The 19,022-nt window shown below is 73.0% G+C and carries 16 protein-coding genes; all 16 read left to right on the forward strand.

Features of this window, described 5'->3' with window-relative positions; all coding sequences use genetic code 11:
* Positions 1-74 precede the first annotated feature (74 nt).
* The 16 genes from rsmH (at position 75) to L2Z93_RS07325 (ending at position 18,900) form a co-directional block, all read left to right on the forward strand.
* Positions 75-1,070: a 16S rRNA (cytosine(1402)-N(4))-methyltransferase RsmH gene (rsmH, locus tag L2Z93_RS07250; protein ID WP_234786248.1), complete on the forward strand. Its 996-nt coding sequence runs from the start codon at positions 75-77 to the stop codon at positions 1,068-1,070.
* Positions 1,067-2,116 (forward strand): cell division protein FtsL, encoded by a 1,050-nt coding sequence (gene ftsL / locus L2Z93_RS07255; protein WP_099541384.1) that lies wholly within the window; start codon positions 1,067-1,069, stop codon positions 2,114-2,116. The genes rsmH and ftsL overlap by 4 nt, the downstream gene beginning before the upstream one ends.
* The gene (locus L2Z93_RS07260; RefSeq protein ID WP_090590966.1) at positions 2,113-4,017 is read left to right on the forward strand and encodes a peptidoglycan D,D-transpeptidase FtsI family protein; all 1,905 of its coding nucleotides are present in this window, start codon (positions 2,113-2,115) and stop codon (positions 4,015-4,017) included. The genes ftsL and L2Z93_RS07260 overlap by 4 nt, the downstream gene beginning before the upstream one ends.
* A gap of 35 nt (positions 4,018-4,052) precedes the next feature.
* Positions 4,053-5,573, forward strand: coding sequence for a UDP-N-acetylmuramoyl-L-alanyl-D-glutamate--2,6-diaminopimelate ligase (locus L2Z93_RS07265; protein WP_090590970.1), 1,521 nt, complete (start codon positions 4,053-4,055; stop codon positions 5,571-5,573).
* A gap of 2 nt (positions 5,574-5,575) precedes the next feature.
* Entirely contained in the window at positions 5,576-7,114 is a 1,539-nt protein-coding gene (locus L2Z93_RS07270) for a UDP-N-acetylmuramoyl-tripeptide--D-alanyl-D-alanine ligase (RefSeq protein ID WP_090590974.1), read from the forward strand.
* On the forward strand, positions 7,111-8,190 hold the full coding sequence (gene mraY / locus L2Z93_RS07275; RefSeq protein WP_090590978.1) for a phospho-N-acetylmuramoyl-pentapeptide-transferase: 1,080 nt from the start codon (positions 7,111-7,113) through the stop codon (positions 8,188-8,190). The genes L2Z93_RS07270 and mraY overlap by 4 nt, the downstream gene beginning before the upstream one ends.
* Entirely contained in the window at positions 8,166-9,632 is a 1,467-nt protein-coding gene (murD, locus tag L2Z93_RS07280; protein ID WP_164886124.1) for a UDP-N-acetylmuramoyl-L-alanine--D-glutamate ligase, read from the forward strand. Before mraY ends, murD begins: the two co-directional genes overlap by 25 nt.
* A gap of 5 nt (positions 9,633-9,637) precedes the next feature.
* Positions 9,638-11,449, forward strand: a complete 1,812-nt coding sequence (gene ftsW / locus L2Z93_RS07285; protein ID WP_090590981.1) for a putative lipid II flippase FtsW — start codon at positions 9,638-9,640, stop codon at positions 11,447-11,449.
* The gene (murG, locus tag L2Z93_RS07290; RefSeq protein ID WP_234786196.1) at positions 11,446-12,603 is read left to right on the forward strand and encodes an undecaprenyldiphospho-muramoylpentapeptide beta-N-acetylglucosaminyltransferase; all 1,158 of its coding nucleotides are present in this window, start codon (positions 11,446-11,448) and stop codon (positions 12,601-12,603) included. Before ftsW ends, murG begins: the two co-directional genes overlap by 4 nt.
* Positions 12,600-14,033: a UDP-N-acetylmuramate--L-alanine ligase gene (murC, locus tag L2Z93_RS07295; RefSeq protein WP_090590985.1), complete on the forward strand. Its 1,434-nt coding sequence runs from the start codon at positions 12,600-12,602 to the stop codon at positions 14,031-14,033. Before murG ends, murC begins: the two co-directional genes overlap by 4 nt.
* Entirely contained in the window at positions 14,033-14,974 is a 942-nt protein-coding gene (locus L2Z93_RS07300; RefSeq protein ID WP_090590989.1) for a cell division protein FtsQ/DivIB, read from the forward strand. Before murC ends, L2Z93_RS07300 begins: the two co-directional genes overlap by 1 nt.
* A 172-nt stretch (positions 14,975-15,146) precedes the next feature.
* The gene (gene ftsZ, locus L2Z93_RS07305; protein WP_090590993.1) at positions 15,147-16,319 is read left to right on the forward strand and encodes a cell division protein FtsZ; all 1,173 of its coding nucleotides are present in this window, start codon (positions 15,147-15,149) and stop codon (positions 16,317-16,319) included.
* Entirely contained in the window at positions 16,279-17,046 is a 768-nt protein-coding gene (pgeF, locus tag L2Z93_RS07310; RefSeq protein WP_275984879.1) for a peptidoglycan editing factor PgeF, read from the forward strand. The genes ftsZ and pgeF overlap by 41 nt, the downstream gene beginning before the upstream one ends.
* On the forward strand, positions 17,043-17,873 hold the full coding sequence (locus tag L2Z93_RS07315; protein ID WP_090591003.1) for a YggS family pyridoxal phosphate-dependent enzyme: 831 nt from the start codon (positions 17,043-17,045) through the stop codon (positions 17,871-17,873). The genes pgeF and L2Z93_RS07315 overlap by 4 nt, the downstream gene beginning before the upstream one ends.
* A complete protein-coding gene (locus tag L2Z93_RS07320) occupies positions 17,870-18,520 on the forward strand; it encodes a cell division protein SepF (protein WP_090591006.1) in 651 nt (216 codons plus the stop codon). The genes L2Z93_RS07315 and L2Z93_RS07320 overlap by 4 nt, the downstream gene beginning before the upstream one ends.
* A gap of 86 nt (positions 18,521-18,606) precedes the next feature.
* Positions 18,607-18,900, forward strand: coding sequence for a YggT family protein (locus L2Z93_RS07325; RefSeq protein WP_090591010.1), 294 nt, complete (start codon positions 18,607-18,609; stop codon positions 18,898-18,900).
* The last annotated feature ends 122 nt before the right edge of the window (positions 18,901-19,022 follow it).

Genomic DNA, 19,022 nt, shown 5'->3' on the forward strand with positions numbered 1-19,022 from the left:
ACGAGCGAGGAAGAGGCCGGACGCTCGATACGGAGCTGGCGACGTACCGGCTGAAGCAGGGTGGAGGTGGCACGGTGACCGAAGACCCCGGCCGCTTCGGCCACGTGCCGGTGCTGCTGGATCGCTGCCTGGACCTGCTGGCTCCCGCACTGACCCGCTCGGACGCCGACGGGTCCGGCGCGGTCGTCATCGACGCGACGTTGGGCGCGGGCGGGCATTCCGAGGCGCTGCTGCGCCGCTTCGCCGGGCTGACGGTGATCGGACTGGACCGCGACCCCACCGCCCTGGATATCGCCTCGAAGCGCTTGGCGTCCTATTCCGACCGTTTCACCGCGGCATACGCCCGGTACGACGAAATTGCCCGGATTCTCAGCGAATCCGGTTTGCCGGAAACCGAGTCGATCGACGGTGTGCTGTTCGACCTCGGGGTCTCCTCGATGCAATTGGACCGCACCGAGCGCGGATTCTCGTATTCCGCAAACGCGCCGCTCGACATGCGCATGGATAACAGCGCTGTGGTGTCTGCGGCGGATATTCTCAACACCTATGAGCAGGGTGAAATCGCCGCCATCCTCCGGGAGTTCGGCGATGAGCGGTTCGCTGGAAAAATTGCCGGCGCAATTGTCCGGCGTCGCAGAACCGCTCCGCTGCGCACCACCGGCGAATTGGTGGAACTGCTCTACGACACCATTCCGGCGCCGGCGCGGCGCACCGGTGGGCATCCGGCCAAGCGCACTTTCCAGGCGCTGCGCATCGCCGTCAACGCCGAACTCGACTCGCTGCGCGCCGCACTGCCGGCCGCGCTGCGCGCCGTGCGGCCGGGCGGCCGCGTGGTGGTGATGTCCTACCAGTCCGGCGAAGACCGGATCGTCAAGCAGTGCTTCGCCGCGGCGACGGCCAGCCGCACCCCGGCCGGGCTGCCGATGGAACTGCCGGGCCATGAGCCCGAGTTCGTCCTGCTCACCCGCGGCGCCGAGCGCGCCGACGCCGACGAGATCGATCGCAATCCGCGCAGCGCGCCGGCCCGCCTGCGCGCCGTGGCACGTCAAACCGAAGGGGGACGTCGGTGAAGACCGAACGCAAGGCCAAGGCGGGAGCGTCTTCGACGCGCCGTGGCCAGACGCCGCGGGCCGCCCGCGGCGAGGCGCCGCGCCGCGGCGCGGCCGTCGCGCGACGCGCCGCCGACGCCCCGGCGCGCGGCAACCGCCCGCCCGCCGACCGGACCGCCCGCTCGGCGGCGCCCGCCCGGGACGCCAAGCGCGCCCCCCGCGCCACACCCACCCCCAAGCGCACCCGCGCGCGCAGCGCCAGCCAGGCCAAGGCGCGGGCGAAGGCGGCGAAAGCCAAGGCCCCCAAGCTCGTTCGGGTCCCGCTTCGGGTCCGGCTGCTCACCCGGCTGTCCTCGATCGACCTCAACCCGCGCACCCTGGCCCGCCGGGTGCCATTCGTCGTGCTGGTCATCGGCGCCCTCGGCATCGGCCTGGGCGTCACCCTGTGGCTGTCCACCGACGCCGCCGAGCGGTCCTACCAGCTGGGCAGCCAGCGTCAGCTCAACCAGGTGCTGCAGCAGCAGAAGGAGTCGCTGGAGCGCCAGGTGCTGGAGGCTCAGGCCGCCCCGGCGCTGGCCGAGGCCGCCCGCCAGCTCGGCATGATCCCCTCCAGCAGCACCGCGCACCTGGTGCAGGACCCGTCCGGGATGTGGACCGTGGTCGGCACGCCCAAGCCCGCCGACGGCGCGCCGCCGCCCCCGCTGAACGTCAAACTGCCCGACGAGAAGCCGCTGGCCCCCGCGCCCAAGCCGCGCGCCGAGCCGCCGGCCGACAATCCGGCCGCCAGCCCGGAGCGTCCGGTTCCGGTCTCGCCGAACGCCACCGCGCCGAATGCCACCGCGCCGGCCGATCCGGGCGCCGCCGAGGTGCCGGTGCTCGTCGCGCCGCACGGTGTGAGCACCCCCGGGGCCCCCGGCCCCGCGCCCGGACCGGTTGCGGCGGCCCCCGCAGGACCCGCGCCCGGACCGGTTGACGCGGCCCCCGCCGAGCCCGCGGCGCCCGCGCCGGTCGAACCCGCGGCGCCGGTCGAACCCGCCGCGCCCGTCGAGCCCGCGCCCGCGGCATGAGCGCCGCCCGCAACCGCCCGGTCCGCCAGCGCGCCACCGTGGCCGAGGGCCGTCCGGCCGACGCGCGGCGCACCCGGGAGGCCACCGAACTGGCCAACCGCAGCGCGTCGTTCGCCTTCCGCAGCCGGATCGGGGCCATCGTGATGGGCGTGGTGCTCGTCGTCGCCGCCGGCCAGCTGTTCTACCTGCAGGTCCCGGGCGCCGCCGCGCTGCGGGCCCAGGCCGCCAGCCAGCTCAAGGTGGTCGACGTGGAGCAGGCCGTGCGCGGCGCCATCGTCGACCGCAACGACGCCAAGCTCGCCTTCACCGTGGAGGCCCGGGCGCTGACCTTCCAGCCGCAGCGGATCCGCGAACAGCTCACCGAGGCCCGGCAGAAGTCGGAGAAGGCCCCCGAGCCCGACGCCCGGCTGCGTGAGATCGCCAAGGGCGTCGCCGCCCGGATGGATGACAAGCCCGACTACAAGTCGTTGCTGAAGAAGCTGCGCAGCGACGAGACCTTCGTCTACCTGGCCCGCGCCGTCGACCCGGCGCTGGCCGGGGTGATCACCGAGGAGTTCCCCGAGGTCGGCGCGGAGCGTCAGGATCTGCGCCAGTACCCGGGCGGATCGCTGGCCGCCAACATCGTCGGCGGCATCGACTGGGACGGGCACGGCCTGCTCGGCCTGGAGGACTCACTGGATTCGGTGCTGGCCGGCGCCGACGGCTCCATCACCTACGACCGCGGATCCGACGGCGTCGTCATCCCCGGCAGCTACCGCAACAAGCACAACGCGGTCAACGGCTCGACGGTGCAGCTGACCCTGGACAACGACATCCAGTTCTACGTGCAGCAGCAGGTCCAGCAGGCTCGCGACCTGTCCGGCGCCCGCAATGTCTCCGCCGTCGTGCTGGACTCGCACACCGGCGAGGTGCTGGCGATGGCTAACGACAACACCTTCGACCCGTCCCAGGACATCGGCCGCCAATCCGAGCGGCAGATGGGCAACCTGGCGGTGTCCTCGCCGTTCGAGCCGGGCTCGGTCAACAAGGTGATCACCATGGCCACCGCGCTGGAGCTGGGCCTGACCACCCCCGACGAGGTGTTCCAGGTGCCCGGCGTCATCCAGATGGGCGGCGTCAGCATCAAGGACGCCTGGGGCCACGGCACCGAGGCCTACACCACCACCGGGATCCTCGGGAAGTCGTCCAACGTGGGCACCCTGATGCTCGCCCAGCGGGTCGGCCCGGAGAAGTTCGCCGATATGGTCACCAAGTTCGGGCTCGGCCAGCGTACCGGCGTCGGCCTGCCCGGCGAGAGCGCCGGCCTGGTCCCGCCGATGGACCAGTGGTCGGGCAGCACCTTCTCCAACCTGCCGATCGGGCAGGGCCTGTCGATGACGCTGCTGCAGATGACCGGGATGTACCAGACTCTGGCCAACGACGGGGTGCGGGTGCCGCCGCGCATCGTCAAGGCCACCATTGCCCCGGACGGGACGCGCACCGAAGAGGAGCGGCCCGAGGGGGTGCGGGTGGTCTCCCGGGACACCGCCCGCTCGGTTCGGCAGATGCTGCGCGCCGTCGTGCAGAGCGACCCGATGGGCTACCAGCAGGGCACCGGCCCGGCAGCCGGGGTGGAGGGCTACCAGATGGCCGGCAAGACCGGCACCGCCCAGCAGATCAACCCGGCCTGCGCCTGCTACTTCGACAATGTCTACTGGATCACCTTCGCCGGACTGGCCACCGCCGACGATCCGCGCTACGTCATCGGGATCATGATGGACGCCCCGTCGCGCAACGCCGACGGCACGCCCGGCTACTCCGCGGCGCCGCTGTTCCACAACATCTCGGCCTGGCTGATGCAGCGCGACAATGTGCCGCCCTCGGCCGATCTCGGCCCGCCGCTGGTCCTGCGTGCGCTCTGACGCGTGCCGCGGGCCCGGATGTATAGGCTGACCGGATGCCTGAACCGCTGCGCCCCGACCATGTCGCGGGCATCGCGCTGGCGGCGCTGGCCGGTCCTGCGATCACCCTGATCGGCGACCCCGCGACCCAGGTGCGCGGCGTCACCCTGCGCGCCCAGCAGGTGCGCCCCGGCGACGTGTTCGCCGCGCTGCCCGGCGCGGCCACCCACGGCGCGGCCTTCGCCGGCCAGGCCGCCGACCGCGGCGCGGCCGCCATCCTGACCGACCCCGCCGGCGCGGCGATGATCGACGGCGCCGAGGTGGCGCTGCTGGTCTGCGACGACCCCCGCGCGGCGCTGGGCCCGCTGGCCTCCACCGTCTACGGCGACCCCTCGCAGCGGCTGCAGCTGATCGGGGTGACCGGCACCTCCGGCAAAACCACCACCAGCCATCTGATCGAGGCCGGCTTGCGCGGCGCGGGCCGGGTGGCCGGACTGATCGGCACCGTCGGGGTCCGCATCGACGGCGTCGACGTGCCCTCGGCGCTGACCACCCCGGAAGCGCCGGCGCTGCAGGCGCTGCTGGCCGCCATGGTGGAAAAAGGTGTGCGGACCGCGGTGATGGAGGTGTCCAGTCACGCGCTCGCGCTGGGCCGGGTGGACGGCGCCACCTTCGCCGTCGGCGGATTCACCAACCTGTCCCGCGACCACTTGGACTTCCACCCGGACATGGCCGACTACTTCGAGGCCAAGGCCCGGCTGTTCGACCCGGCCTCGACGGTCTGCGCGGCGCGGCCGGTGGTCTGCGTCGATGACGAGGCCGGCGTCGCGATGGCCGCCCGGGCCGCCGACCCGGTCACCGTGTCGACCACCGGAGCGGCGGACTGGACCGCCGCCGAGGTGTCCGGCGCCGCGGCCGGCGGGCAGAGCTTTGTCGCCGTCGGGCCCGACGGCGCGCGGCATCGCGTCGAGATCGGGCTGCCGGGGTCCTACAACGTCGCCAACGCCCTGCTGGCGCTGGCGATTCTGGACGCGGTCGGGGTGAGCCCGGAAGCCGCCGCGGCGGGGCTGCGGACCGCGCTGGTGCCGGGCCGGCTGGAACCGGTCGACGTCGGGCAGGATTTCCTGGCGCTGGTCGACTACGCGCACAAGCCCGGTGCGCTGCGCGCGGTGCTGGAGACGCTGCGCGGGCGCCCCGGGGCGCGCCGAATCGCGGTGGTGGTGGGCGCCGGCGGCAACCGGGACACCGGAAAACGCGCCCCGATGGGCGCGGTGGCCGCCGAACTGGCCGATCTGGTGATCGTCACCGACGACAACCCGCGCGATGAGGACCCCGCGGCCATCCGCGCCGAGGTGCTCGCCGGCGCGCGCGCCGAACGCGGGCCGGCGCAGATCCGCGAGGTGGGCGACCGGGCCGAGGCCATCGCCGCCGCGGTGGCCTGGGCCGGCGGAGGCGACGTGGTGCTGATCGCCGGCAAGGGGCATGAGACCGGGCAGACCGCGGCCGGGCAGACCCGCCCGTTCGACGACCGGGCCGAACTGGAAGCCGCGCTGCGGGCGCGCGGGGGACGGGAGTAATCGTGATCGAGCTGAGCCTGGCCGAGATCGCGGACATCGTCGGTGGCCGCCTCGCGGACATCAGCGCCGACGACGCCGCCACCACCCGAGTCACCGGAACCGTCGAATTCGATTCCCGCGCGATCACCCCCGGCGGATTGTTCCTGGCCATGCCCGGCGCGCGCCACGATGGCCACGACCACGCCGCAGCCGCGATCGCGGCGGGCGCGGTCGCGGTGCTGGCCGCGCGCCCGGTCGGCGTTCCCGCCGTCATCGCCGCGCCGGCGGACTCCGCCGACCGGGGCGCCGGGGTGCTCGAACACGATCGCGACGGCGCCGGCGCAGCGGTGCTCGCCGCGCTGGCCAAACTCGCCGCCGAGGTCGCCCGCCGGCTGACCGCGGCCGGCCTGAGGATCGTCGGGGTGACCGGCTCGGCCGGCAAAACCTCCACCAAGGACCTGCTGGCCGCGGTGCTCGCCCCGCTCGGGCAGGTCGTCGCCCCGCCCGGGTCGTTCAACAACGAACTGGGCCACCCCTGGACGGTGCTGCGGGCCACCGAGGACACCGACTTCCTGATCCTGGAGCTTTCCGCCCGCCACCCCGGCAATATCGCGGCGCTGGCCGCCATCGCGCCGCCGTCGATTGGAGTGGTGCTCAATGTCGGCACCGCGCACCTCGGCGAATTCGGCTCCCGCCAGGCCATCGCCGACACCAAATCCGAACTGGCCCAGGCGATCCCGGCCTCCGGCGCGGTCATCCTCAACGCCGACGACCCGGCCGTGGCGGCGATGGCCGCGGTCACCGACGCCCGGGTGGTCCGGGTCTCCCGCGCGCCGGGGACCGAGGCGCAGCTGTGGGCCGAGGACGTCCGGCTCGACGAGCTGGCCCGGCCCCGGTTCCGGCTGTGCCGCGCCGGGGAGTCGGTCGAGGTGGCACTGGCCGTGCACGGCGACCACCAGGTGTCCAACGCGCTGTGCGCGGCCGCCGTGGCCTGCGAGTGCGGCGCGAACCTGGCCCAGGCGGCCGCCGCGCTGGCCGGCGCCGGCCCCGTCTCGGCGCGCCGGATGGATGTGCGCACCCGAGCCGACGGGGTGACCGTCATCAACGACGCCTACAACGCGAATCCCGATTCGATGGCCGCCGGGCTGAAGGCGCTGGCCTGGATGGCCCGCGGCGACGGCGGCCCGCCGCGGCGCAGCGTCGCGGTGCTCGGCGAAATGGCCGAACTCGGCGACGACGCCATCACCGAACACGACCGGATCGGCCGGCTTGTGGTGCGCCTGGACGTCTCCCTGCTGGTGGCCGTCGGCGCCGGGCGACCGATGAGCGCGCTGCTCAACGGCGCGGTGATGGAGGGCTCCTGGGGCGCCGAAGCCGTCGCCGTCGCCGACGCCGACGCCGCGCTGGAATTGCTGCGCGCCGAGCTCGCCCCGGGCGACGTGGTGCTGGTGAAGGCGTCGAACTCGGTCGGTCTGGGCGCGCTGGGGGAGACCCTGGCCGGTGACGCGACCGACCCGGATGCGCCGAAACCGGCCGCGGTGGGGGAGGATTCCACCCGATGATACTGATCCTGATTGCTGTCGGCCTGGCGCTGACGGTGTCGATCCTGTTTACGCCGGTGCTGATCAAGGCGTTCACCCAGCAGGGGCTCGGCCACGAGGTCCGCGAGGACGGGCCGCCGAGCCACCAGACCAAACGCGGCACCCCGTCGATGGGTGGCGTGGCGATCGTCGCCGGCATCTGGGCCGGCTACCTGGGCAGCCGCCTGGTGTCGATGGCGCTCGGCGGCCACGGCCCGTCGGTCACCGCGGTGCTGGTCCTCGGTCTGGCCACCGCGCTCGGCGGCGTCGGGTTCGTCGACGATCTGATCAAACTGCGCCGGTCGCGCAACCTCGGCCTGAACAAGACCGCCAAGACCGTCGGGCAGGTCAGCGCCGCAGTCATCTTCGGCGTGCTGGTGCTGCAGTTCCCCAACGCCAGCGGGCTCACCCCGGGCAGCCAGCAACTGTCCTATGTGCGCGACATCGCCACCGTGACCTTGCCGCCGGTGGTGTTCGTGCTGTTCGTGGTGGTGCTGGTGTCCGCCTGGTCCAACGCGGTGAACTTCACCGACGGTCTGGACGGCCTGGCCGCCGGCTGCATGGCGATGGTCACCGGCGCCTACGTGCTGATCACCTTCTGGCAGTTCCGCAATCCGTGCGCCACGGCCCCGGAGGCCGGCTGCTACAACGTCCGCGACCCGCTGGATCTCGCGCTGATCGCCGCCGCCACCGCCGGCGCCTGCATCGGGTTCCTGTGGTGGAACGCCGCGCCGGCCAAGATCTTCATGGGCGACACCGGCTCGCTGGCCCTGGGCGGCATCATCGCCGGTCTGTCGGTGACCAGCCGCACCGAGATCCTGGCCGTGGTGCTCGGCGCGCTGTTCGTCGCCGAGATCGTCTCGGTCGTCGTGCAGATCGTGGCGTTCCGGTCCACCGGCAGGCGGGTGTTCCGGATGGCGCCCTTCCACCACCACTACGAGTTGGCCGGCTGGGCCGAGACGACGGTCATCATCCGGTTCTGGCTGCTGACCGCCATCGCCTGCGGACTGGGCGTCGCGCTGTTCTACAGCGAATGGCTCTCCGCGGTCGGCGGCTAGCGGTGAATATCGCGCAACTGGGCGGCCGTGCCCGGGTGCTGGTGGCCGGCGCCGGAATGACCGGCCGCGCAGTGCTCACCGCGCTGGAACCGCTCGGCGTCCGCGCCGAGGTCACCGACGACAGCGCCGACACCCTCGCCGCGCTGGCGGTCGCCGGGGTGGCCACCCGCGGCGTCGCCGAGGCGACCGCCGGGATCGCCGACTATCAGCTGGTCGTCACCAGCCCCGGGCTGTCGCCGGCCACCCCGCTGCTGGCGGCCGCGGCCGCCGCGGGCGTCCCGATCTGGGGCGATGTGGAACTGGCCTGGCGGCTGGACGCCGCGGGCCACTACGGGCCGCCGCGGCGCTGGCTGGTGGTCACCGGCACCAACGGCAAGACCACCACCACCTCGATGCTGCACGCCATGCTGACCGCGGCGGGCCGCACCAGCCGATTGTGCGGGAACATCGGACGTCCGGTCATCGACGTGCTCGCCGATTCCTGCGAGCTGCTGGCCGTCGAGCTGTCCAGCTTCCAACTGCACTGGGCGCCGTCGGTGCGCCCGGAGGCCGGCGCGGTGCTCAACGTCGCCGAAGACCACCTCGACTGGCACGGCTCGATGGCCGACTACGCCGGCGCCAAGGCCGTGGCGCTGAGCGGCCGGGTCGCGGTCGCCGGGATCGACGATCCGATCGCGGCGGACCTGCTGGCGGGCGCCGACGCGCCGCGCAAGGTCGGGTTCACCCTGGGTGAGCCGGGCGCCGGTGAGCTCGGGGTGGTCGACGGGCAGTTGACCGACCACGCGTTCGCCGACCCGGCCGCGGCGCTGGCCCCGGTGAGCGCGGTGACCGTCGCCGGTCCGGTCGGGGTGCTCGACGCGCTGGCCGCGGCCGCGCTGGCCCGCGCGGTCGACGTGCCCGGCGAGTCGATCGCCGCCGCGCTGGCCGGTTTCGAGGTGGGCCGGCACCGCGCCGAGGTCGTCGCGGTGCGCGACGGGGTGACCTACGTCGACGACTCCAAGGCCACCAATCCGCACGCCGCGCAGGCGTCGCTGCGGGCCTACCCGCGCTCGGTGTGGATCGCCGGCGGTCTGCTCAAGGGCGCCTCGGTCGACGAGTTGGTGGCCGCGGTGGCCGACCGGCTGGCCGGCGCGGTGCTCATCGGCGCTGATCGCGGGGTGGTTGCCAAGGCGTTATCGCGACACGCGCCCGATGTGCCCGTCATCCAAGTTGTGACGGGGGAGGATGCTGGGATGCGTGGGACTTCTGATGCAGATGTGACTCATGTGGCTGGTGAGTCGGGGGCTGCGGTGATGACGGCGGCGGTCGCGGCCGCCCGCCGGCTGGCCTCGCCCGGCGACACCGTGCTGCTGGCCCCGGCCGGCGCCTCCTTCGACCAATTCGCCGGGTACGCCGACCGTGGCGACGCCTTCGCCGCCGCCGTCACCGCCTCGTCCCGGTAGCGGATATGCCCGCGATGCTGCGCCGGCTGCGAGGCAAATCCGCCGCGGCCGAGGACGCCGCCGAGGAACCCGACGAGGCCCGAGCCGAATCGACCGAGACGGGGAAAACCCCGGCCGCGGAGGCCCCGGCGCGGCGGCTGCACCTGCGCAACGCCCGGTTCGTGGCCTGGCTCGGCAAGCCGCTGACCTCATTCCACCTGGTCATCGCGATCGCCGGGCTGCTGATAACCCTCGGCCTGATCATGGTGCTCTCGGCGTCCGGGGTGAAGTCCTACGACATCGACGGCACCCCCTGGCTGATCTTCGGCAAGCAGGTGATGTGGACGGTCATCGGCCTGTTCGCGTTCTGGATCGCGCTGCGGATGCCGGTCGGCTTCATCCGCCGGGCCTCGCTGCCGTTCTTCTGCTTCACCATCCTGCTGCTGATCCTGGTGCTCATTCCGGGCATCGGCACGCTGTCCAACGGCTCCCGCGGCTGGTTCGTGGTGGGGCCGATGTCCATGCAGCCCTCGGAGCTGGCCAAGGTCGCCTTCGCCATCTGGGGCGCGCACCTGCTGGCCACCCGGCGCACCAAGCACGCCTCGCTGCGCCAGATGCTCATCCCGCTGATCCCCGCGGCCGCCATCGCCTGCACGCTGATCGTCGCGCAGCCCGACCTCGGGCAGACCGTGTCGATGGCCATCATCCTGATCGGCCTGCTCTGGTTCGCCGGGCTGCCGCTGAAGGTCTTCGTCACCTCGCTGGGCGCGATGGTGAGCCTGGCCGCGGTGATGGCGCTGTCCGCCGGCTACCGGTCCACCCGGGTGCGGTCCTGGCTGGATCCCAGCTCCGACGCCCAGGGCGCCGGCTACCAGGCCCGGCAGTCGAAGTTCGCGCTGGCCAACGGCGGGGTGTTCGGCGAGGGCCTGGGCCAGGGCACCGCGAAGTACAACTATCTGCCCAACGCGCACAACGACTTCATCTTCGCCATTGTCGGCGAGGAGCTGGGCTTCATCGGCGCCCTGGGCCTGCTGCTGCTGTTCGCGCTGTTCGCCTACACCGGCCTGCGCATCGCGCGCCGCTCGGTGGACCCGTTCCTGCGGCTGCTGACCGCCACCACCACACTGTGGATCATCGGCCAGTCCTTCATCAACGTCGGCTATGTGCTTGGCCTGCTGCCGGTCACCGGGCTGCAGCTGCCGCTGATCTCGGCCGGCGGCACGTCGACGGCCACCACGCTGGTGATGATCGGGCTGATGGCCAATGCCGCCCGCCACGAACCCGAGGCGGTGGCCGCGCTGCGGGCCGGCCGCGACGACCGGATGAACCGCTTCCTGCGGCTGCCGCTACCGGTGCCCTACGACCCGAAGCTGCTCGACTCGGGCAAGCCCAAGGCCCGGCCGAAGCCCGCGCCTGCGGCCAAGCCCGTCAAACCGGCCAAGGCGGTGGCCAAGGCCCCGGCCCGCCGGCCGGCCAAGACCCCGCCGCCGGGGGCGCGGCGGCGACCGGCGCCGGAACGCGGCGAAACCCGAAGTTCGACCCGGCGCGGCGTCGCCGAACGCCAGGGCCGGCCGGAGCGGTCGGCCGAGCGTCGGGAACCCGCCCGCCGGGATCCGGCGCGCCGAGAACCCGCCCGTCGCGACCCCAGTCGCCGGGAGCCCGCCCGCGCGCAGACCCGCACCGGCAAAGCGGCGTCGGCCAGATCCGCTAAGGTCGGCTCGACGGGAACCGGGCGCGCGCAGCGCGCCGGCGGCGCCCGCGACTACGGCGACCTGCCGCCTGCTGGACTCCGCCAGCCGCGTGGCAGACGCACTCTGGAAGGTCAGCGTTACGGGTGAACGAGGCGGTCAACTCCGCGGCCGCCGCCGGCGGTCCGGCCATCTCGGTCGTGCTCGCCGGGGGTGGCACGGCCGGACATGTGGAACCCGCGATGGCGGTCGCCGACGCGCTGCGCTCGATCGACCCCCGGGTCCGGATCACCGCGCTGGGCACCGAACGCGGCCTGGAAACCCGGCTGGTCCCGCAGCGCGGCTATGACCTGCGGCTGATCACCCCGGTTCCGCTGCCCCGCAAACTCAACGCCGACCTGGCCCGGTTGCCGCTGCGGGTGCGCCGCGCGGTCCGGGAGACCCGCGCGGTGTTCGACGACGTGCGCGCCGACGTGGTCATCGGCTTCGGCGGCTACGTCGCCCTGCCGGCCTACCTGGCCGCCCGCGGCGGCCTGCGCCGCAACCGCGTCCCGGTGCTCATCCACGAGGCCAACGCCCGGGCCGGCATCGCCAACAAGGTCGGCGCCCGCGGCGCGACCGAGGTGCTGGCCGCGCTGCCGGACTGCGGTCTGGCCGGCGCCGAGGTGGTCGGCATGCCGGTGCGCGCCGCCATCGCCGAACTGGACCGCCCCGGCCTGCGCGCGGCCGCCCGCGCGCACTTCGGCTTCGCCCCCGACGCCCGGGTGCTGCTGGTCTTCGGCGGCTCCCAGGGCGCGGCGTCGCTGAACCGGGCGGTCTCCGGCGCGGCCGCCGACCTGGCCGCCCGCGGCGTCTCGGTGCTGCACGCGCACGGCCCGAAGAACACCCTGGAACTGCCCGAACCCGCCGCCGGGGACCCGCCGTATGTCGCCGTCGGGTACCTGGACCGGATGGACCTGGCGTACGCCGCCGCGGATCTGGTGATCTGCCGGTCCGGGGCGATGACCGTCGCCGAGGTGTCCGCCGTCGGGCTGCCCGCGGTGTATGTGCCGCTGCCGATCGGCAACGGCGAACAGCGGCTCAACGCCCTGCCGGTGGTCGGCGGCGGCGGTGGGCTGCTCGTCGACGACGCCGAACTGTCCCCGGCCTATGTCGCCGGACCGGTCGCCGACCTGCTCACCGACGACGCGCGACTGGCCGCCATGACCTCCGCGGTGGCGGCCATCGCCGCCGGCGACGCGGCCGGCCGGGTCGCCGGCGCCGCGCTGGACATCGCGGTGGCGAACCGGGAGAAGAATCGATGAGCGCACCGCTGCCCGAGGAACTGTCCCGGGTGCACATGGTCGGCATCGGCGGCGCCGGCATGTCCGGTATCGCGCGGATCCTGCTGGACCGCGGCGCCGCGGTGTCCGGCTCCGACGCCAAGGAGTCCCGCGGCGTGCGGGCGTTGTCCGCGCGCGGCGCGTCGGTGCGGATCGGCCACGACGCGTCGTCGCTGGACCTGCTGCCCGGCGGGCCGACCGCGGTCATCACCACCCACGCCGCCATCCCCAAGGACAATCCCGAGCTGGTCGAGGCGCGCCGCCGCGGCATCCCGGTGATCCTGCGCCCGGTGGTGCTGGCCAAGCTGATGAGTGGGCTGACCCGGCTGCTGGTCACCGGCACCCACGGCAAGACGACCACCACCTCGATGTTGATCGTCGCTCTGCAGCACGCCGGCGCCGACCCGTCGTTCGCCGTCGGCGGTGACCTGGGCGAGGCCGGCACCAACGCCCACCACGGCAGCGGGTCGATCTTCGTGGCCGAGGCCGACGAGAGCGACGGCTCGCTGCTGGAATACCGCCCGGACGTCGCGGTGGTCACCAATATCGAAGCCGACCACCTCGACCATTTCGGCAGCGCGCAGGCCTACAGCGACGTCTTCGACGCGTTCACCGAACGGATCGAACCCGGCGGCGCGCTGGTGGTCTGCGCCGACGACCCGGGCGCGGCCGCGCTGGCCGTGCGCGCCGCGGACCGCGGGGTCCGGGTGCTGGCCTACGGCAGCGACGCCGGTCTGCTGGACGGGAAGCTGGAGTTGGCCGGCGAACTGGTGAGCTGGCAGCAGCAGGGCACCGGCGCGGTCGCCGAGATCGCGCTGGCCGGCCAGTCCCATCACCGGGCGCTGCGGTTGGCGGTGCCCGGCCGGCATATGGCGCTCAACGCCCTCGGCGCGGTGCTGGCCGCCTGCGCGGCCGGCGCCCCGGTGGACCTGGTGCTGGAGGGGTTGTCCGGTTTCGAGGGCGTGCGCCGGCGTTTCGAGCTGGTCGGCAGCGCCGGCGGGGTCCGGGTGTTCGACGACTACGCCCACCATCCCACCGAGGTGCGCGCGGTGCTGTCCGCGCTGGGCACCCTCACCGAGCAGAGCGGCGGCGGCCGGGTCATCGCGGTGTTCCAACCGCATTTGTATTCGCGCACAAAGGCTTTCGCCGAGGAGTTCGCCGCCGCCCTGGATCTGGCGGACCGGGTTTTCGTGCTCGACGTGTACGCCGCCCGGGAGCAGCCGCTGCCCGGGATCAGCGGGGCGACCATCGCCGACCGGGTCGGCGTCCCGGTCGGCTACCTGCCGGATTTCTCGGCGGCGGCCGAGCAGGTGGCGCGGGTGGCGGTCCCCGGCGACGTGGTGGTGACCATGGGCGCCGGTGACGTGACCATGCTCGGACCGGAGATCCTGTCCGCGCTGGAAGCCCGGTGATGTCGGAGCCTTCCGAGCCGCCTGAGGGTCCGGCCGGCGAGGAGCCGTCGCCGCAGCCACCCGAGGCCGAAGCGGCCGAGCAGGCCGAGCAGGCTGAGGCGGCGGGGGAGTCCGGGACCGCCGACTTCGAGGGCCCGCGACGGCGGGCTCGGCGCGAACGCGAGGAGCGCCGCGCGCTGGCCGAGAAGGCCCGCGCCCTGGAGCTCGCCCGGCTGGAGGCCAAGCGCAAGGCGCACGCGGTGGCAGAACCGTCGGCCGCGGGACCCTCGCGGGGCATGGTCCGCGGGTTCAAGGCCGCGGTGCTGGGGGTGCTGGCCGCCGCGGTCATCGTCGGGCTGGGGCTGGTGCTCTACTTCACCCCGCTGATGTCGGTGCGCGACATCGTCGTCGTCGGCGTCGGGGAGGTCACCCGCGAGCAGGTGGTGGAGGCCGCCGCGGTGCCGCTGGAAACCCCGCTGCTGCAGGTCGACACCGATGCGGTGGCCGCCCGGGTGGCCGGCATCCGCCGGGTGGCCAGCGCGCGGGTCAAGCGCGAGTACCCGTCGTCGCTGCGGATCACCATCGCCGAGCGGGCGCCGATCGCGATGCGCGATTTCCCCGACGGCCCGCGGCTCTATGACCGCGACGGGGTGGACTTCACCTCGATCGCGCCGCCGCTGAACCTGCCGTATCTGGATGTGGACAATCCGGGACCCAACGATCCGCCGACTCAGGCCGCGCTCGAAGTGCTGGGCTCGCTGGGCCCCGACATCGCCGGTCAGGTGGGCCGGGTCGCCGCGCCGTCGGTGTCCTCGGTCACGTTGATCCTGACCGACGGGCGGGTGGTGATCTGGGGCGGCGCCGACCGGACCCGGGAGAAGGCCGCCAAGCTGGGCCCGCTGCTGACTCAGCCGGGTCACACCTACGACGTGTCCAGCCCGGATCTGGCGACCGTCAGGTAAAAAAACTCCGACACTCCGGCGCGCCTGCGCGATGGCCGGTCCCGGTCGCCCTACGGTTCTGGGCATACGGAACAACTTGACATAACTCTAAGCCTATGGTTGAGGTTGAGGGTTTTGGCAGAGGGTTTCACCCGCAGGACACCGGCAAAATCTCCCTGGGAGGAAGACGATAATGACCCCCCCGCACAATTACCTCGCCGTCATCAAGGTGGTCGGCATCGGCGGCGGCGGCGTCAACGCCGTCAACCGAATGATCGAGCAGGGACTCAAGGGCGTTGAGTTCATCGCGATCAACACCGACGCCCAGGCGCTGCTGATGAGCGACGCCGACGTCAAGCTCGACGTCGGCCGGGACTCCACCCGCGGCCTCGGCGCTGGCGCCGATCCGGAGGTGGGCCGCAAGGCCGCCGAGGACGCCAAGGACGAGATCGAGGAGCTGCTGCGCGGCGCCGACATGGTGTTCGTCACCGCGGGTGAGGGCGGCGGCACCGGCACCGGTGGCGCCCCGGTGGTGGCCTCCATCGCGCGCAAGCTGGGCGCGCTGACCGTCGGTGTGGTCACCCGGCCGTTCTCCTTCGAGGGCAAGCGTCGCTCCAACCAGGCTGAGAACGGCATCAACGCGCTGCGGGAGAGCTGCGACACCCTGATCGTCATTCCGAACGACCGGCTGCTGCAGATGGGCGACGCCGCCGTCTCGCTGATGGACGCGTTCCGCAGCGCCGACGAGGTGCTGCTCAACGGCGTGCAGGGCATCACCGACCTGATCACCACCCCGGGCCTGATCAACGTCGACTTCGCCGACGTCAAGGGCGTGATGAGCGGCGCGGGCACCGCCCTGATGGGCATCGGCGCCGCCCGCGGCGACGGCCGGGCGCTCAAGGCCGCCGAGATGGCGATCAACTCCCCGCTGCTGGAGGCCTCGATGGACGGCGCGCAGGGTGTGCTGCTGTCGGTGGCCGGCGGCTCCGACCTGGGCTTGTTCGAGATCAACGAGGCCGCCTCGCTGGTCCAGGACGCCGCGCACCAGGACGCCAACATCATCTTCGGCACGGTGATCGACGATTCCCTCGGCGACGAGGTGCGGGTCACCGTCATCGCCGCCGGATTCGAAGCCGGATCGCCCACCCGCAAGCCCGAGGGAGGCGCCGCCGCCGGCGGCCTGTTCGGCGCCGCCCGCGCCGGAGCCGTCAACCCCGCGCCGGCCGGCGCCGGGCAGCCCGCCACGGTGTTCGAGCCGGCCGACCCGGCCAGCTCCCCGCACCGCACCAACGGCCACACCGTCACGGTGGGCGGTGGCGGCGACGATGACGACGACGTCGACGTCCCGCCGTTCATGCGGCACTGACCTGCCGGTGAGCGTGCAGATCCGCCGGGTCACCACCACCCGCGCGGGCGGGCAGTCCGTCGCGCCGTTCGACACCTTCAACCTCGGCGACCACGTCGGCGACGACCCGCTGGCCGTCGCGGCGAACCGGGCCCGACTGGCCGACCGGATCGGGTTGGCGCCGGAGCGCGTCATCTGGATGAACCAGGTGCACGGCGATTCGGTGGCCACCGTCGACGGTCCGCGGGCCGAGGCGGTCGACGGGGTCGACGCCCTGGTCACCACCACGGCCGGCCTGGCGCTGGCCGTCATCACCGCCGACTGCGTGCCCGTGCTGCTCGGCGACGCGCGCGCCGGCGTCATTGGCGCCGCGCACGCCGGCCGGGTCGGGGCGGCCGCCGGGGTGGTCGCCCGCACCGTCGAGGCGATGGTGGCCGCCGGCGCGCGCCCCGCCGACATCTCGGCGTTCCTCGGCCCGGCGGTCAGCGGCGCGAACTACGAGGTTCCCGCGCAGATGGCCGATGAGGTCGAGAGCGCGCTGCCGGGCAGTCGCGTCACCACCCCTTCCGGCACGCCAGGGCTGGACCTGCGCGCCGGAATCGCCGCGCAGCTGCGCTCACTCGGAGTGGGCGCGGTCGACATCGACCCGCGTTGCACGGTCGCCGACCCGACGTTGTTCAGCCACCGCCGCGACGGGACTGCCGCCGGCGGCACCGGCCGGCTGGCGTCGCTGGTGTGGATGCAGTGAGCGATCAGCGCCGCGAGGAGCTGGCCCGGGCGCTGGCCGCGCTGCGGCGCCGGCTGGACGAGGCGGCCCGGGCGGCCGGCCGGGACCCGCGGGACGTCGGATTGTTGCCTGTCACAAAGTATTTCCCCGGCACGGACATCGAGATCCTGGCCGGGCTCGGGTGCCGGGAGTTTGGGGAGGCGCGCGATCAGGAGGCGTCGGCGAAGATCGCCGCGCTGGCCGGTCGACTGCCCGACGGGGTGCGCTGGCACATGATCGGCCGGCTGCAGCGCAACAAGGCGCGCTCGGTGGCGCTCTGGGCCGACGTCGTGCATTCGGTGGACTCGGTTCGGCTGGCCAACGCGCTGGGCGCCGCGGCCGCCGCGGCCCTGGGCGACGGGCGGCGCCGCGCGCCGCTGCAGGCCTACGTGCAGGTGAGTCTGGACAGCGACACCGCGCGCGGCGGTGTGCCGATCGACGAGCCGGACGCGGTCGACGAGGTGTGCGACGCGGTGGCCGGCGCGGCGGGGCTGAGGCTGGCCGGGCTGATGGCGGTGCCACCGGTCGGCGCCGACCCGGACCGGGCGTTCGGGCGGCTGGCCGACGAGCGCCGGCGGGTGTGCGCGCGGCATCCGAGTGCCGTCGGGTTGTCGGCCGGCATGTCCGGCGATCTGGAATCGGCGGTCAAACACGGCTCGACGTGTGTGCGTGTCGGAACCGCGTTAATGGGGAATCGCCCGCTAACGTCACCGGCAGTAGTCACTCCAGTCACATCTTCATCACGTACATCAGAACGAAATCCGGGTTCCCCGGCGCCGCCGCTCTTTCCAGAAGGGTCAACACAATGAGCACTTTGCACAAGGTCAAGGCCTACTTCGGCATGGCGCCGTTGGAGGACTACGAGGACGAGTACTACGACGACGAGCGCGGCGCGCGCGGCGGCTACGGCCGCCGCGGCGAGCGGTTCGCCGACGACTACGACCGCGGTCCCCGCTACGAGCACGAGTACGCCGAGGAGCGCCGCGAGCCGGAGTACGCCCCGGCCGGTGGTGGCTACCGCGGCGGCTACGACGACGACCCGCGCTACCACGCGCCGCGCGAGTTCGACCGCCCGTCGGCGCCGCCGTCGCAGCGGTTCGCCCCGCTGCACGGATCGACTCGCGGCGCGCTGGCGATGGACCCGCGCCGCATGCAGACCCTGTTCGAGGAAGGCAGCCCGCTGTCGAAGATCACCACGCTGCGTCCGAAGGACTACAGCGAAGCCCGCACCATCGGCGAGCGGTTCCGCGACGGCACGCCGGTGATCATGGACCTGGTGACCATGGACAACGCCGACGCCAAGCGGCTGGTCGACTTCGCCGCCGGCCTGGCCTTCGCGCTGCGCGGCTCCTTCGACAAGGTCGCCACCAAGGTGTTCCTGCTGTCGCCGGCCGACGTCGAGGTCACCCCCGAGGAGCGCCGCCGGATGGCCGAGGCGGGCTTCTACTCGCGCTGACTAGGTAGTCTGGGAACCGGCCGGGGCCAACCGCCCCGGCCGGTTCGCGTTCTCATCGCCCAGCCCCACGGAAGAGGAAATAGCCGGTGCCGATCGTCTTCGAAATAGTGGGCTTTGCGCTGTTCTTGTTCTGGCTGCTGCTGATCGCGCGGATCGTCATCGAGTTCATCCGCACCTTCAGCCGGGACTGGCAGCCGCGCGGATTCACCGTGGTGGTGCTCGAGGTGATCCTGACGGTCACCGATCCGCCGGTGAAGCTGCTGCGCCGGGTGATCCCGCCGCTGAACATCGGCAGCGTGCGGCTGGACCTGTCGGTGATGGTGCTGCTGCTGGTGGCCTTCATCGGCATGCAGCTGGCCTTCGGCGCTTCCATGCGCTGAGCCTTCTGTGAAAATCGTTCTTATTTATCCCGCAGTTTCGGAACCGGCGGGTCTGATGTGACAGGATGGACGCCAGTTACGATACGGACGGTAGCAACTGGCAAAGTTGCTCTATCGTTCTA

This window comes from Mycolicibacterium brumae, assembly GCF_025215495.1.
GTDB lineage: Bacteria > Actinomycetota > Actinomycetes > Mycobacteriales > Mycobacteriaceae > Mycobacterium > Mycobacterium brumae.

Excerpts from the sequence above, each read along its gene's own strand:
- L2Z93_RS07260 (WP_090590966.1), top strand. The coding sequence starts at position 2,113 with ATGAGCGCCGCCCGCAACCGCCCGGTCCGCCAGCGCGCCACCGTGGCC.
- L2Z93_RS07265 (WP_090590970.1), top strand. The coding sequence starts at position 4,053 with ATGCCTGAACCGCTGCGCCCCGACCATGTCGCGGGCATCGCGCTGGCG.
- mraY (WP_090590978.1), top strand. The coding sequence starts at position 7,111 with ATGATACTGATCCTGATTGCTGTCGGCCTGGCGCTGACGGTGTCGATC.
- murD (WP_164886124.1), top strand. The coding sequence starts at position 8,166 with ATGGCTCTCCGCGGTCGGCGGCTAGCGGTGAATATCGCGCAACTGGGC.
- ftsW (WP_090590981.1), top strand. The coding sequence starts at position 9,638 with ATGCCCGCGATGCTGCGCCGGCTGCGAGGCAAATCCGCCGCGGCCGAG.
- murC (WP_090590985.1), top strand. The coding sequence starts at position 12,600 with ATGAGCGCACCGCTGCCCGAGGAACTGTCCCGGGTGCACATGGTCGGC.
- L2Z93_RS07300 (WP_090590989.1), top strand. The coding sequence starts at position 14,033 with ATGTCGGAGCCTTCCGAGCCGCCTGAGGGTCCGGCCGGCGAGGAGCCG.
- ftsZ (WP_090590993.1), top strand. The coding sequence starts at position 15,147 with ATGACCCCCCCGCACAATTACCTCGCCGTCATCAAGGTGGTCGGCATC.
- pgeF (WP_275984879.1), top strand. The coding sequence starts at position 16,279 with ATGACGACGACGTCGACGTCCCGCCGTTCATGCGGCACTGACCTGCCG.
- L2Z93_RS07320 (WP_090591006.1), top strand. The coding sequence starts at position 17,870 with ATGAGCACTTTGCACAAGGTCAAGGCCTACTTCGGCATGGCGCCGTTG.